This is a genomic window from Mucilaginibacter flavus (genome assembly GCF_030409315.1).
In the GTDB taxonomy this organism is placed as follows: Bacteria; Bacteroidota; Bacteroidia; order Sphingobacteriales; family Sphingobacteriaceae; genus Mucilaginibacter; species Mucilaginibacter flavus.
The window spans coordinates 196,702-211,603 of the sequence record NZ_JAUFPS010000024.1 but is presented as its reverse complement, the minus strand read 5'-3'; the positions used below and the strand labels follow the sequence as shown (position 1 = coordinate 211,603).

Here is a 14,902-nt window from a genome sequence, read left to right as displayed (position 1 = left end):
CCGATGTTAATTCGGCCGGTTTGAAGTGATAAATAGCTATTTTACCTTTATTACCCCGGTTTTGTATAGCTCTAAAGCCTGCTTCAAAACGGCTTCAATGGTTTTTACAGGCAAATCTTTTTCGGCATCAAAAAGCATGATTTTCATTCGGGCGCGTTTTTCAATGATCAGGTTAGGATGCTCAATACGTTGCCCTTCAACAATGCCAATGTAAGGCTGCAGGACTTTTTTATGCACCCATAGGTAACAGAACATCTTTCCCTTATAACAAAAAAAAGGCATTCCATACTTCCATGCGGCAGTAACGGCGTCATCCTGTTTCAGAATAATTTCGCGTAAGGCCAGCAGGCAACTTCTTACGGGTTCATCTTTTTGCAGGTAGAAATTATCAAGTTGGGTTAAACTCATGCTACAGATCTTTTTTTACAAGGTTGATAGCCATAGTCAAAATTTCATTAATGCTATTCTCGGGTAGCTCTTCTTCAGGATCGATAATCATGATTTTAATGCGCGACCGCTTTTCAAAGGCAAGGTTAGGATGCTCTATCCGTTTACCTTCGCTAAATCCGATGAAAGGCTGTCGCAATTTGGTATGCGTCCAGAGGTAACAAAACATTTTACCCTTATATAAAAAGAAGGGCATATTAAATTTCCAGGCGTGGGTAATGTTTGGATCATGGGCCAATATCAAATCCCGCAAAGCAAAAAAACAGCTTTTCAGCGGTTCATCCTGTTGCCGGTAAAATTCATCAAGCTTGGTCGGCATATTTTTATTTAGCCTTTTTAGCAGGCGCTTTTGCCGGTAATTCTTTAACGTATTCGGTAGCACTTATCGCGAATTCTTTCCATCGGTTTTGGTAAGTGAACGGAATTACAATCCAATCTTTCATGGGGCGGCCGTCCATAGGGTCAAAAAAATGGGTCCCGTCTAAACTCAAAGCTTCATCACGTACATTACCGGTTAATTTAATCACAATCATATCATGCCAAAACATGGCCGCGGCTTTGCCATTAGGTGTTTTAAAACAAAGTGCACCAAACATTTTACCTGGTTCAACGTCAGGAATCTCCTGGGTAATTTCATGAAAATAAGCTTCGGCCTGGGTCATACAATAGATTTATTTTTAACAATTTTAGATGCCACAAAAGAGAACAACCCGAGCACAATGCCCGATCCAATGCCAAACATTACCACGCCCAATATAAACATGGCCGCTTTGGGCGGAATTGGCATGGTGGGGTTTTGATATAAATGAGCTTCATTGGCATGGTGGGCAATGTAAGCATCAAATAATATAACATGCACGGCCGATATCCATAGTGAATTAACTATACTCACCATAAAGCCATTTAAAAAGAAACTTTCGACACATTTTTTTGCCACCAGATAGGCACTTATCAAAAATATAGGCAACCAAAAAAAAGCTTCGCCGCTTGATGGGATAAAATATACCGTGGCAAAACTCATGGCCAGGCCAAATAAGGAGAGTTGAAAGATGAGTTTCCAGTTCATGGTTGTTTAGGTTAGATGTTATAAAGCTATTTATTAATTTCGATATTCAATTATCAAGAAATCGATAAAACCCAAACCTCAGATCAGCGATGGTGATACACCATAAACCTTTTTAAACGTGTATGAAAAATGCGAAAGGTTTTCAAAACCAACATCAAGGTAAACTTCTGATGGTTTGCGACCCTTTTCGCGAATTAGGTAATGGGCCTCCTGCAATCGTTTCTGTTGCAGCCATTGCCCGGGCGAGGTACGGAATACCTTTTCAAAGTCGCGCTTAAAGCTGGCAAGGCTGCGGCCTGTGAGCGTGGCAAACCGGGCGGCCGGCACGTTGTACATATAGTGCTGATTCATATAAGCTTCAAGGTCGATCTTGTAAGGTTCGCTAAAATCAAAAAGGAAATCGTAAAAAGTGGCGTCGAGTCGCAACAGCAACTCAACCGCTTCTTTACTTTTCAATTCGCTCAAAGCGCTGTTAATCATATTTGGATGATCAAAGTAGGGGAGCAGCGAATCAAAATAACCTTTAATGAAGGGGTCTGGCGGTAATATCCTTATCTTATCGCCATTGTAGCTATTGGCGGGTGCAAGTTTATTATCCGCACTGTATTTACGTAAAAAAGACTGATCTAAAAATATATTTATCGCTTTAAAGTCGCCACCACCCAGGGGCGGTACTTTGTCCGATTTAATTAATTGGTTACGGCGTACCAGGCCAATAGTACCCGGACCCGCAACCCGAAGCCCCTCGTTGGTTTTAAAGTGGCTTTCGCCCGATATAATGTACCCAAAAGCATGCTCCTGTACAAAGGACTCATTAGCCCGCTGTTTTTTATCTACACAAGAGTATAGCAGGTTATCAAACTGGATGTGGCTTTTATCTTCCATAGCGTTGCGGATTAAAGATAATGATTACTTTAATTGGCTCATCAGTATTTTATCCATGGCACGATCTGGCAGTAGCTTACGTAAAAACAAAACCAGGCCTGCCATATAACCACCGTGATACCTTGTTTTTGATTTTTTGGCTGCAATGGCTTTCCGTACAAGGTTAACAATTACAATAGGATCGGCATTTTTGACCTCGGCTTTTTTACGGATTACATCAAATTGCGTGGCTAAATCACTGTAAGCTGAATCGCTTGAAGCTTTAGCCATGTGACTGGATGCAATTTCGCTCCAATCGGATTTTACGCCGCCCGGTTCAATCACTACCACATCAATGCCAAATTGTTTAACCTCATTACGTAAAGCATCACTTAGGGCCTCCAACGCGAATTTGCTTGCATGGTACCAACCACCTAAAGGCATAGATACTTTACCACCTATAGAAGATATATTGATGACCAGGCCTGAACTGTGGCTACTCATATGGGGCAAAACCAATTGTGTGAGCCTTGCAGCACCTATTGCGTTTACTTCTAACTGATACCGTGCATCGGCCATTGATACATCTTCAATTGCTCCGTATGAGCCAAAACCGGCATTGTTGATCAAAATATCTATTTCCCCTTCGGCTTTGATAATGGCATCTACGCCGGCAACCATAGCATCTTCGTCGGTTACGTCCATGGCCAATACGTTAACGCCCAGTTTTTTGATGTCGTCCATCTTTTCAAGCCTGCGGGCGGCGCCATAAACAATATGTCCGTCTTTCAATAATTCTTTGGCCATTTCTTTGCCCATGCCGGCAGATGCGCCGGTTATCAATATTACCTTTTTCATTTTGCTCTGTTATTAATTACAAAACAAATGTCGGGTTAATGGCTGGGTGGAAGGTTTGGTGGGAAGCTCAAGTTTGCTTTGGTGAGTAGCTCAAACCACACATCTGCCGCGGGATTAACAGCAGTAAATCAAAGCCCTCCCCTTTGGAGAGGGTTGGGTGAGGCTTCTACACATGCTCAATATCACCGGCTTTCAAAAAGCAATCCTTCACCGTGCTGAAAATATCGCTCAGGTTAAAAGGCTTGGCAATAAATGCGTCTGAGCCGTAACTGCCTAAGGATTCCAGCACGCGAGGGTACGCCGAAACCATAATTACCGGTACGTGTGCCGTTAAGGGGTTGGTTTTCATCATGTGGCAAAGTTCGCCGCCGTTAATGCCAAATAAAATGTAATCGAGGATCACCATATCGGTGTTAAAGGAGATAGCTTCCTTGCAGATATCATCGGTATAGTTTAAAGTTTTAACCTCGTAGCCCTCCATTTCAAGAGCATCCTTCATCACCTCAAGGATATCATCGCTATCATCGAGTATCAAAATCTTTTTAGACATTATTTTATATAATTGGTACAGGTAATAACGTACCGGCCCTGTCTTTTGTTTTTGATACGTTCAACTTAGTGTTGTAATATTTGGGTTACAGGTTTATAACTTTAAACCGTTTATTATTTCATCAACAGTTTGCAAAACGGTATCTAAGCTACCAGGAGTGTCGGTTACTTTCGCAATCATAATGCCACCTTCAATAAGGGCAATTATAGATAAGGCTATATTATTAACATCGATACCGGCTTTAAACTCGCCGGCGGCTATACCACCATGTATCAGGTTCTCTATCGATTTTTTCCAGCGCAATACCGCGTTAGCGGCTTTTTCCTTAAGCATAGGGTTGGTGTCATCGGCATCAACAGCAGTGTTTAGTATGGGGCAGCCACCAACGGGGAACTTTTTGCTACGGTTAAAACTATGGTAAACTTGCGCATAGACCCTAAGCTTTTCATAAAAAGTGCCGGCTGTATGGATACGGTCGGTTACCTGTTTTCTGAGTATGGCCGAATTATGATCAAAGGCCGCAGCGGCTACTTCCTCCTTGTTGGCAAAATTGCCGTAAATACTGCCTTTGGTAAGCCCGGTAGCCTCGGTAAGGTCGGATAGGGAGGTGCCTGCATATCCTTTTTTATTAAAGATAGGTGCCGTAGTTTCCACAATAAACTGGCGGGTTCTTTCGGCTTTTGATAATTCCTTTTCCATAATGCAAATATACCATACGGTATTTTAAAAGTATAATTTGGCCTTTTTTTTGCCTCATCATATTAGTGATCGCTAACCAGTACAACCGGTCCGGCTTGTTTTTTACGGTTTAATACCAATAATAATAAAGGCATCGCCAATAAAAACAGCAAACCAACAAATATATAAGCATCAAGGTAGCTCATTAAAAACGACTGCCGGTTAATGCCACTATCAATAACAGCAATAGCCTTATGTTGCGCATCAAAAGACGAAAATCCTTTACCCGCAAAATACTGACTTAAACCATGCACCCGTTGATTTGCCTGTGGGTTGTACACGTTGATATTGGAGATAAGATCATTACGGTGCGAGCCAAAGCGATGAGCAACATAGGTATTGATGATGGCGATACCAAACGAGCCACCTAATTGCCGCATCATGTTATTTAATGCCGCGCCCTGCGGTACGTCTTTAGGTTCCAGGCCGGATACTGCAAGCGCCGTAAGCGGCACGGTTAAAAAGGCCAGTCCCAATGCCCTGAAAATTAAAGTGGCTGCCAAATTACCGGGCGTTGCTTCAAGGTTAAAGCCAGCCATTTTGTAGCTGAATATCATAAACAGGATAAACCCGGTAAATATGATGATGAGTGGCGACACCCCTTTTTTAAGCAACGTGGCCGAAAAAAGTAACCCAAAGATGGCGAGTATAGCGCCCGGCAGCAAGGTGAGCCCCGTAATAGTAGGCGGAAAGCCCAGTACCCTTTGCGCCAATACCGGTGTCAGGAATACCGAAGTAAACAAGCCTACCCCTGTAACAGAGGTAAGGATAGCCGCCACTGCTAACGACTTGCTTTTTAATACCCGTAAATCAATAACCGGGTTGGGGATGGTAAGTTCCCACCAGATAAATAGCAGAATACTAAACACCGCTATTGCCGTTAGCGCGATAATGTAATTGGCAGAAAACCAATCATCGGTTTCGCCGCGTTCCAATACGGTTTGCAGGGAGCCTACGCCAATAACCAGCAACAGGATGCCCCACCAGTCTACCGCTTTTGGTTCAACTTTGATGGATGGCTCGGTCACTAAAAGTAAGCTTGATACAGTTACGGCGATACCAATTGGGATATTGATATAAAAGATCCATGGCCAAGAGTAGTTTTCGGTAATAAAACCACCCAGGGTAGGGCCAATGGTTGGTCCTAAAAATACACCTACACCAAACAACGCGCTGGCAATGCCGCTTTTTTCTTTACCATAAACTTCAAATACAATGGCTTGCGATACCGATAATAACGCCCCGCCGCCCATGCCCTGTAAAAAGCGGAAGGCAACCAGCGTCCAGATATTGGGGGCCAAACCACACATGGCCGAAAAGAAAGTAAACGCGATGATAGAACCTATATAATAATTGCGCCGCCCCAGTTTGGTGCTTAAAAAGCTGGTCATGGGGATAACGATGATATTGGCTATGGCATAAGCGGTGATAACCCAGGAGGTATCTTCCAAGGTTGCACCAAGGTTACCGCTCATGTGCGATAGTGCCACGTTTACAATGGAGGTATCAATTAACTCCATCATAGCTGCGGTAATAACGGTGATGATAAGGATGCTCTTTTTCATTTTAGGAACTTATAAATACCATAAAATATACCATTTGGTATATTTTATGGTAAATTTTTTTATTATGCTCTTGGTAAATTCATCACCCTTAAAGCTTCATCGGGGTTTGAAAGGTATAAGCGGTAAAAATCTTCGGTACCAGCCACCCTGATTTCGTAGTTATCGCTTTCAAGTCCGGTTAAAAATTCATCAGCAACCTGCGAAGCCGGGATACCGTTTTTGCCGCCTATCTCTGCCGAAAATTCGGTATTAACCAATGGAGGCATCAATTCAAATACTTTTACATTGGTTTCGGCAAGCGACAAGCGTAAAGCGCGGGTATATGCATGTAGTGCTGCCTTGGTTGCGCCGTAAGTGGCTAACCTGGTGCTTGGTGCAAAAGCTACTACCGATGATACGTTTACAATAGCCGCTTCATTTTGATTTTTAAGTGAGGGCAATAGTTTTTCATTAAGGCGAATTACCGATAGGTAATTGGTAAGCATTTCTTCGCCTGCTTTTTCAAAAGTATCGGTGGCATTAAGCAGATCGTTCAGGTTAGCTGCGCCCGCGTTATTGATTACGATGTTAAGTTCAGGGAAATCGCTGTTTAATTTACTAACCAGTTTTTCAACGTCATCGGCGTTTGATACGTCGGCAGTAATAGCAGTTGCGTTTGGTAATTGGGCTGCCGCTTTCTGCAAGCGATCGGCATTACGACCGATGATGATTACATGATTATCTTTTGCCGATAACGATTTGGCTAATTCAAAACCTATCCCGGCACTGCCGCCTGTAATAAGTATGGTGTTTTTTGAGGTTTTCATTTTAGTAATTGTTGACTTGTTAAATTCAACGATACAAAAATATACCAATCGGTATATTTTTACAATAAACAAAATTCATCCTTGTGTCATCATTGCAAAACCGAGGAAACAGGGCACATAAAAAAGCCCGCTGTTAATCACGCAGCAGGCCCATTAAAAATATATAAACCAAATATATAGGCTATGGAAGTATAAATACCGATAAACTCCTGGGGCCGTGGGCACCAATAACCAGGGATTGCTCAATGTCGGCGGTTTTGGATGGGCCGGATATGAAGGCCCCGTATCCGTACCTGGCATCGCCAATAGTTTGATACGCTTGTGCCATGGTAGGTACCAGGTTTTTTTGGCTAATTACTATGGCTAAATGCTGCGCGATGAATGGTAGCACCCTTACGGTCATCTGCTCTTCGGTAAGCCAAAGCGCCCCGTTTTCGGCAACGCCAAGGTTTGAAGCCAGTATGCAAAGTTCCACATCGGCAAAACTGTGCGATAATTCGTGCTTAACATCGTCAACATTGGTGTACTCATGTAATTGGGGCACACCGCATATGATCTTTACACCGGGTATAAACTCCTTTTGCAGGATGCTTTTAATAGCATCATAATCTGCAACTTCGTATACAAAGCTGCCGCCGGCGCTACCGATGGTTTTGTAGCGTTCAACCAGGTTTTCGCTGGTAGCGGTAAGCGTATTTAAAACTTCCAGATCGGGCAATTCGGCATGGCTAATTTGGTTGGCTTTTACGGCGGCTAATATTTTATCCCTGCTGCTCATTTCTTTTGCTCCTTTCTTTTGGCATACCATTCGCCAAATGATTGCTCGGGCGCTTTGGGCATTTCGCGGTGTTTGTACCATGGGTTAGCCCCGTTATTTACGGCAAATGGCGCGTATTTAAAAGTTAACCTGCCCATTTTACCTGCTGCCCTATACAAGGTGGGAGAGGCCAGCGTAAATGCCATACCTTTCATGGCTATTGTTTTAGCTGTAGGGGTATAACCTGCTTTAACAATAACCTGTCGCCATTTATACAGCTGATCATGAATATCTATTTTTACCGGGCATACGTTACTGCATGATCCGCATAGGGTGGAGGCAAAAGGGAGGTCGGCATACTTTTTCATATCCAGGTTAGGGGCCAGTATACTGCCTATTGGTCCGGCAACCGCGGTATGGTAACTGTGCCCGCCACTTTTGCGGTAAACCGGGCAGGTGTTCATACAAGCTCCGCAACGGATACACTTTAACGAATTGCGGAAATCTTCTCTGCCGAGTTGGATGCTCCTCCCGTTATCAACAATGACAATATGTATCTCTTTACCATCCTGCGGTTTTGCAAAATGGCTTGAATACGTAGTGATGGGTTGCCCTGTAGCGCTGCGGGTAAGCAGGCGCAAAAACACGCCGAGGTGTTTCCTTTCGGGGATGATTTTTTCCATACCCATAGATGCAATGTGGATTTCGGCCAGGTGGGCACCCATATCGGCATTACCCTCGTTGGTGCAAATCACAAATTCGCCGGTTTCGGCAATGGCAAAGTTTACGCCGGTTAAAGCGGCACGCCGGGTTAAAAATACCTCGCGCAGATGCTGGCGGGCAGTTTCCGTCAATATCTTAGGGTCCGATTCGCCTTTGGCCGAACCTAAATGCTCATGGAAAATATCGCCTATTTCCTCTTTTTTTTTGTGGATGCAGGGCAATACAATATGGCTTGGCGGTTCGCCGGCTAATTGTACAATGCGCTCGCCCAGGTCGGAGTCAATCACATCAAAGCCCCGTTGCGCCAAAAACTCGTTAAGGTGGCACTCTTCGGTAAGCATCGATTTACTTTTAACCATGCGGTTAATACCCCGCTCGCTTAACAGTTTGTGTACAATCTGGTTATGTTCTTCGGCATCGGCAGCCCAATGTACCGTTACGCCATTTTTGATGGCGTTAGCCTCAAACTGCTCTAAATAAGTGCTTAAGTTTGATAGTACATTATTTTTTATCTGTGAGGCCGTCTCGCGCAGTAATTCCCATTCGGGTAGTTTATGCGCGGCTATATCTCTTTTGGCGCGTACCCACCACAGGGTTTCGTCGTGCCAGTCAACCCGGGGTTCATCCCGGTTAAAAATAGCAGCTAATTCGGCGTGATCTTTAGTGGCGGTGCTGCTCATTGGATGCTGTTATTTAAAATTTCGGCCACGTGAATTACTTTAACATCGCTGTTTTGGCGGCGAAGGATACCTTCCAGGTGCATTAAACAGCTTAAATCGGCCGATGTGATGTATTGCGCGCCATGTTCAAGATGATCATCCACGCGGTCTTTTCCCATTTTTGACGATACCGCTTCTTCAACCACGCAAAAAGTGCCCCCAAAACCACAGCAATCATCGTTTCGGCTTAGCGGAACCAATTCCAATCCTTTCACCAGGTTTAGCAATTGGGCAGGTTTACTAAAGGCGGGCGCAACTAATTCGCTCATTTGCGAAATGCGTAATCCACGCAAACCATGGCAGCTGTTGTGCAGACCCACCCGGTAGGGGAAAGATGCCTCCAAAATATCTACCCTTAAAATATCTACCAAAAACTCCGTCAATTCAAAAACCCGTTTGCGGATCTCCGTGGCCATATCTTCGTTATCATGGGCGTGCAAATGCTCCTTAATATGCAGGGTGCAGCTGCCAGATGGGCATACAACATAATCATAGCCCGAAAAGTTATCTATAAACAGGTTATTACAGCCGCCGGTAAGATGCTCATAGCCAGAGTTGGCCATAGGCTGCCCGCAGCAGGTTTGATTTTTAGGATAATGAACTTCGCAACCCAGCTTTTCCAGCAACTCTAAAGTAGCGATAGCCGCCTTAGGATAAAACTGATCAACATAGCAGGGTACAAATAAAGCTACCTTCATTCTTTTTGTGTTTACTTTAATTGGTTAAAGCAATATTAACGGATATAGTTTGTACAACTATCCCTGTGTATCTGCAAAAAGTACAAATACTACGCTTGAATGCTTGGTAACGAAATTACCGCAAATGCCGGCGCTGCTTGTCAGCTTTTTTAGCAAAAGATTAAGGCAGATTAGCGCAAATGGATAATAGGATAATCTATCAAAAGAATTGAATAGGTGTAGCAATAATGATATAGGGTATAAATAATCAACTCAATTACCTTATAACTTAAAAGGAGAGATTCTTTGTCCTGTGAATGTAGGTATACCCTGGTAAAATATTCCGGATAGTATTTAAACACCTTGCGGATTGTGTGATTATAGAATGCCAATAGCAGGCTTAATGGACTTACATTTGATTGTTTTTTAATTTTATCTAATTGATATATAGATTATTAAATGTTGTTTAAAATATATTATACTACTTCTATAGGAATTATATAAAATGTATTTATATTTGCACTGTCGAAAGAGACAATCGTTCTTTATTTTAACTTATCAAGAAAGACTGAGGGAAAGGCCCAAAGACGTCTTAGCAACCTATACATCCGCATAATGTAAAAGGTGCTAATTCCTGCTCCATTCAACGGAGAAAGATAATATACCATCTTCGCCCCCTGCCAATCTAATAAGTGATTTTATAGTTTTTTTTAAGTCGTGTGACCGAGAGGATAGGTGGGGGTCTGCAAAACCCTAAACGGCAGTTCGAATCTGCCCGCGACGTCTAATTTTTGAGCTGAAAGTTAAATGCATACAGCTTAAAGCCATCAAGATTTCTACAGAAACATTCTTGTTTTCAAAAGCTTTCTGCCTTAAGTTTTCCGCTTTTAGCTCCTATAGGTTTCCTACAAAATACCTTACTGACGCCCTGAAGTATGGATATTTTTTATCTACATCGGGATAATCGTGGTAATTACCTTCCAGTCTAAAGTAACCAGGCTCGGCAGCGATAGCCAGGCGTTTAATAACTTTGTAGCTAAGCTCACTGCTAAAAGTGTGTAAAAAGTAGTGCGATTTGTTGCCGCTAATGGTGTAGATGTAGCCGCCACGATAGTTAATTCCGTAAGAGAGTTTTTGGGCAATCCGGATAGTTCCGCCCGCGTTATACGCAAAACCCGATCCATAATCATAATCACGGCTCCGATAGGTATATTGATCGGGAACGGCCCCAAGCAGGATTGGGCCAGCTCCTAAATTGGCATTTATCTGGAGCCCATTAGTTAATTTATAAGTGGATAGTAAATTGAATTTTACGCTTTGCCCGCCATAAAAGAAGGCCTCATTGCGGATATAATCATAATTGGCCGATAGGATGATGAGCATTTCTGATTTATCCTGGTCAACTTTAGAGATATCCCAACCGGTAATAGAACCATATACGCTGATATTATTAACCGCGCTGCTATCATCTTTCCCAAACTCGGCTGTTATAGATATGTTACTGAATGGCTTTCTGAAACCCTCATTGGGTACGCCGTATAACAACCGGGCTCTGCCAAACCAGCCAAACCTGCTGTGCCCAATCGGGCTTGTTGATTGGCGATTAAAAGTACGTGCGCCGAAATCAAATTCGGCATTTAACTTTGATGAATCACGCTCAACGGGGTTGCCATACACTTTACCCCAGCGGCCATCCAATAAGCGGTTAAGGCCATTCATGGGGTTTACAATAAACCCGGCAACCTCGCTCAACTGCCTGTTAAAACCACGGGCCTGGTTATTGATGATACGGTTTGAAAGGCGATAGGTCATTTCGCCCAAAACGATGCCGCCAAAACTGGTATTGATAAAATCGTTAGGTGCGGGTGCCTGGTTTTCGGCAAAAGTTTCCCAAAGGTAACTGCCGGCCATAGTAGCCGGTACAGCCTGCCAAAAGCTGTAGCCATTGCTCCTAAAGGCACTATAAAACATGCTGCCATGGTAGGGATGCCCAAATTGGTTGGTTTGAAAAGGATCGTTATCAAACTCCCAGCTGCCGGGGTTAAGGTTGTGGCCAACGGTTTTCCAGGAGATGTGTGCATAATCCTGGTTAACCACGTAGCGGTCATAAATCCAGGGGGTAAGTTCCGCGATGCCCAATTCGGTTGCTGCCCGGCCAAAGCGTCTTTTAACGGTTGTATCGCGCACATCCCTTCTGTAACGTACTTTAACTTCCGGCTTTTGATTAAATATGCTGTTTTGAGCAAACACCTTAGCGGGGTTTCCTAATACAATCAGAGTAAGTAAACTAACAAATGATATTTTTTTAAAAAAGCAAGTATCTGTTGATGTCATACACGGCGCTGTAAGGATGGAAAAACTATTATGCAAAAGCGCCAAAGCGTTTAAATTGTTTTATCAACGTTAGTTTTATGTTAAGTGTATTTGTTGGATGCTAAGCTATTTTATAACCCGCTGTTATCTATAATCCTAAATTGTTATCTTTAGCCCGCTTAACCTGCTGTAAGCCGCACTCAAAAAACAAGGTTTATTAATTATGAAAATTTTCAACATCGTATTTGTTGTACTCTTTGTCATTTTTGCAGGTTTACAGTATAATGATCCAGATCCTTACGTGTGGATGCCTATTTATTTGTATTGCGCCTTTTTTTGCTTCATGGCCGTTAAAAAAAAGTTTTACCCCGTTTGGTATGCAATAGGTATAGCCATTTTCCTGCTTTATGCCGGCTATAAGGTATTTGACAATAACGGCCTCATAGACTGGCTACAGCGCCATCATGCCGAAAGCCTGGTTGAAACCATGAAAGCCGAAAAGCCCTGGATTGAAGAAACCCGCGAGTTTTTTGGTTTGCTTATTTGTGTAGCCGTACTGGCCATCAATTGGGTATATGGCGAACGTGTAAAAGCGAAACGGAACTAAATCCCTAAATGGCAATTAATTTTGGCTGCTAAAATTTATTTCTATTTTAGTAAAAAATCCAATTCCTGTAAAATGATAAAATATTACCTGGCATTTTTATTTGCTGCCACTATAAGCTGCGCAAACGCCCAGGAGCCAGTTACTGTAAAAAAGGTAACCGCCGGTACAGTAAAATTCCAGGGCGGTACTAATACATGCTGGTCGTTTTCAACTACATCGCTGGTGGAAGCAAACGAGATATTGAACGCCAAAAAAGATATCGATCTGTCTGAGTTGTTTACCTCACGCAACCTGTTCATTGAAAAAGCCAAACGCTATATCTTATCAAATGGCACAACATTGTTTGAGGCTGGCGGCCTTGCCCATGATGCCATGTATGGCATTGAAAAATACGGTGCCATACCAGATGAGTTTTATACCCGCAAAAAGGGCGTTTATTATTCAACCAAAGCCGATAAGCAAGTTGATGAGGTATTGAAAAGCTACCTCGATTCGGTATTAAAAACGAAACCTATAGACCCAAACTGGCTTGCCGGTTTTATCAAAAAACATGATGATATAGTAGGCGTACCACCGCAAACCTTTACCTGGGAGGGTAAAGAATATACGCCCATCACCTTTGCCAAAGAGGTATTAAAGTTTAACAGGCAAGAGTACGCTACCATTACCTCGTTTACGCATCACCCGTTTTATCAGAATTTTCCGTTGGAGATTCCTGATAACTTTTTGCTGCGCGAAAATTACCTGAACGTTCCGCTTGATGAAATGATTAAAATAGCCTGGGATGCTATCGAAAAAGGACAATCGTTGGTGGTTGATATGGATGTAAGCAATAACGGCTGGAACTGCGGCAGCGCAGGTTACGCCTTGTTTGAAGACAAAAGGTTTAAACATGTAGCTAATGCTGATACTACCGAAATGGCTTACACGGTGCCTTTAAGACAACAACTGTTTGAAACCCTGGTTACGCAGGATGATCACCTGATCCATATTGTAGGTATCGCCAAAAGCAAAAACGGAAAAATGTTCTTTATTCTGAAGGATTCCGGCGGCGAAAAATATGGCCCTTATAAAGGGTACGATTATGTATCGGTTAACTACTTTGCCATCAATGCTTTAAGCATAACGGTACCCGTGAGCGCTTTAGATGCTAAATACGCTAAGCTTGTAAAAAGCCCTGTACCGGTTATTAATTAAGGTTCAAAAAAAAGCCGGCGAAAGACTTACGAAGTTTTCAAAACTTCGTAAGTCTGGGTTCTACGATTGTCATTGAGTTACGAACTGACTACGTTTTTTTATCTTTGCTCTCTTGTCCACAAGTCCTTTGTCTAAAAGAGTCCAACAGTCCACAAGTCCAAAAAGTCCTACAAATACGATAATCCCTCGTATTCTCCCTCACTATAATAAATAGGTTCAAAATTATCCTCTGCCAGTTCGCAACTTACCAGCATGGTGGTAAAATTAATGTTGCCGAAGATGTTGGCGATGGCATTATCGGCAGCATCCCTGCCGGCAGCTATTTTAATAAGGCCATTAAGCGGCACCAGTTTGGTGGCATCAAATAAAATCCATTTGCCGCCAATGTAAGCTTCAAAACAGGCATGGAAATCGGGCGGATTAAGCTGATAGGCATAACCCGTAAAATACCGGGCCGGAATTGTTAAACCCCTGCACAAGGCTATGCCCAGGTGCGCAAAATCGCGGCAAACGCCGGCACGCTCTGTAAATGTATTAAAGGCCGACGTTTCGGCATTGCTAAAGCCACTGAGGTATTGTACGTTGTAATGTATCCAGTTGGTAAGGGCAACAACTTGATCAAAGGGATTGGTGATATGCCCAAACATGTTATGGGCATGGGTAGAAAGTTTGTCACTTTGGCAATAACGGCTGGGGTTAAGATAGGGGAGCACGGATACAGGCAGTTGCGATACCAAAGTTATGTCCTGCTGCCCGTAATTGGTAAGCTCGATGCTATTATCAACCAGGGCCTTGTAGGTAACTTTAATCGTACATTGCTCCTGAACCTCAAAACGGATCAGCCGGTTTTCGCCTTCGGCAGATTGCAGCTCCTCAAATTTAATGTATGGCTCAATGCTAAATTCCTCGCTAATTACCGTTTGGTTGGGTGTGCGTAAAGCGTGGATACTTAAAATCAATGTGCCAGGTGCCCATACTACATACTCCATTTGAGTAAACACATTGAATTTCATTG

The 14,902-nt window shown here is 43.0% G+C and carries 17 protein-coding genes, 1 tRNA gene and 1 riboswitch; of the genes, 3 read left to right on the top strand and 15 right to left on the bottom strand.

What is annotated here, in order from left to right:
* Positions 1-36 precede the first annotated feature (36 nt).
* From QWZ17_RS09040 to QWZ17_RS08980, 13 genes are all read right to left on the bottom strand, one after another.
* A complete protein-coding gene (locus QWZ17_RS09040) occupies positions 37-408 on the bottom strand; it encodes a DUF1801 domain-containing protein (protein WP_290304838.1) in 372 nt (123 codons plus the stop codon).
* A 1-nt stretch (position 409) separates the two neighbouring features.
* Positions 410-766: a DUF1801 domain-containing protein gene (locus QWZ17_RS09035; protein ID WP_290304837.1), complete on the bottom strand. Its 357-nt coding sequence runs from the start codon at positions 764-766 to the stop codon at positions 410-412.
* A gap of 4 nt (positions 767-770) precedes the next feature.
* Complete coding sequence (locus tag QWZ17_RS09030) at positions 771-1,109, bottom strand: hypothetical protein (protein WP_290304836.1); 339 nt, start codon at positions 1,107-1,109, stop codon at positions 771-773.
* On the bottom strand, positions 1,106-1,513 hold the full coding sequence (locus QWZ17_RS09025; protein WP_290304835.1) for a hypothetical protein: 408 nt from the start codon (positions 1,511-1,513) through the stop codon (positions 1,106-1,108). Before QWZ17_RS09025 ends, QWZ17_RS09030 begins: the two co-directional genes overlap by 4 nt.
* A gap of 78 nt (positions 1,514-1,591) precedes the next feature.
* The gene (locus QWZ17_RS09020) at positions 1,592-2,398 is read right to left on the bottom strand and encodes a helix-turn-helix domain-containing protein (protein ID WP_290304834.1); all 807 of its coding nucleotides are present in this window, start codon (positions 2,396-2,398) and stop codon (positions 1,592-1,594) included.
* Positions 2,399-2,422: 24 nt separating this feature from the next.
* Positions 2,423-3,235 carry an oxidoreductase gene (locus QWZ17_RS09015; RefSeq protein WP_290304832.1) on the bottom strand — a complete coding sequence of 271 codons (813 nt, stop codon included), beginning with the start codon at positions 3,233-3,235 and terminating at the stop codon, positions 2,423-2,425.
* 166 nt (positions 3,236-3,401) lie between these two features.
* Complete coding sequence (locus tag QWZ17_RS09010) at positions 3,402-3,785, bottom strand: response regulator (RefSeq protein WP_290304831.1); 384 nt, start codon at positions 3,783-3,785, stop codon at positions 3,402-3,404.
* A gap of 93 nt (positions 3,786-3,878) precedes the next feature.
* Positions 3,879-4,484: a TetR/AcrR family transcriptional regulator gene (locus QWZ17_RS09005; RefSeq protein WP_290304830.1), complete on the bottom strand. Its 606-nt coding sequence runs from the start codon at positions 4,482-4,484 to the stop codon at positions 3,879-3,881.
* A gap of 62 nt (positions 4,485-4,546) precedes the next feature.
* Positions 4,547-6,088: a DHA2 family efflux MFS transporter permease subunit gene (locus QWZ17_RS09000; RefSeq protein WP_290304829.1), complete on the bottom strand. Its 1,542-nt coding sequence runs from the start codon at positions 6,086-6,088 to the stop codon at positions 4,547-4,549.
* Positions 6,089-6,150: 62 nt separating this feature from the next.
* The gene (locus tag QWZ17_RS08995) at positions 6,151-6,894 is read right to left on the bottom strand and encodes an SDR family oxidoreductase (RefSeq protein WP_290304827.1); all 744 of its coding nucleotides are present in this window, start codon (positions 6,892-6,894) and stop codon (positions 6,151-6,153) included.
* A gap of 181 nt (positions 6,895-7,075) precedes the next feature.
* A complete protein-coding gene (locus QWZ17_RS08990; RefSeq protein WP_290304826.1) occupies positions 7,076-7,672 on the bottom strand; it encodes a LutC/YkgG family protein in 597 nt (198 codons plus the stop codon).
* Positions 7,669-9,054 (bottom strand): lactate utilization protein B, encoded by a 1,386-nt coding sequence (locus tag QWZ17_RS08985; protein ID WP_290304825.1) that lies wholly within the window; start codon positions 9,052-9,054, stop codon positions 7,669-7,671. Before QWZ17_RS08985 ends, QWZ17_RS08990 begins: the two co-directional genes overlap by 4 nt.
* Positions 9,051-9,791, bottom strand: coding sequence for a (Fe-S)-binding protein (locus QWZ17_RS08980; RefSeq protein WP_290304824.1), 741 nt, complete (start codon positions 9,789-9,791; stop codon positions 9,051-9,053). The genes QWZ17_RS08985 and QWZ17_RS08980 overlap by 4 nt, the downstream gene beginning before the upstream one ends.
* A gap of 531 nt (positions 9,792-10,322) precedes the next feature.
* A riboswitch (SAM riboswitch) is annotated at positions 10,323-10,433 on the top strand.
* Positions 10,434-10,483: 50 nt separating this feature from the next.
* Here QWZ17_RS08980 and QWZ17_RS08975 point away from each other — a divergent pair.
* A tRNA-Cys gene (locus QWZ17_RS08975) sits at positions 10,484-10,554 on the top strand.
* Positions 10,555-10,664: 110 nt separating this feature from the next.
* Here the strand turns inward: QWZ17_RS08975 and QWZ17_RS08970 are convergent.
* Positions 10,665-12,104 carry a DUF3943 domain-containing protein gene (locus tag QWZ17_RS08970; RefSeq protein ID WP_290304823.1) on the bottom strand — a complete coding sequence of 480 codons (1,440 nt, stop codon included), beginning with the start codon at positions 12,102-12,104 and terminating at the stop codon, positions 10,665-10,667.
* 202 nt (positions 12,105-12,306) lie between these two features.
* Between QWZ17_RS08970 and QWZ17_RS08965 the strand changes: the two genes are divergently transcribed.
* On the top strand, positions 12,307-12,690 hold the full coding sequence (locus QWZ17_RS08965; RefSeq protein WP_290304822.1) for a transmembrane 220 family protein: 384 nt from the start codon (positions 12,307-12,309) through the stop codon (positions 12,688-12,690).
* Between the two features lie 72 nt (positions 12,691-12,762).
* The gene (locus QWZ17_RS08960) at positions 12,763-13,887 is read left to right on the top strand and encodes a C1 family peptidase (protein WP_290304821.1); all 1,125 of its coding nucleotides are present in this window, start codon (positions 12,763-12,765) and stop codon (positions 13,885-13,887) included.
* 167 nt (positions 13,888-14,054) lie between these two features.
* Here the strand turns inward: QWZ17_RS08960 and QWZ17_RS08955 are convergent, their stop codons facing one another.
* Entirely contained in the window at positions 14,055-14,900 is an 846-nt protein-coding gene (locus tag QWZ17_RS08955; RefSeq protein WP_290304820.1) for a transglutaminase-like domain-containing protein, read from the bottom strand.
* Positions 14,901-14,902: the final 2 nt, after the last annotated feature.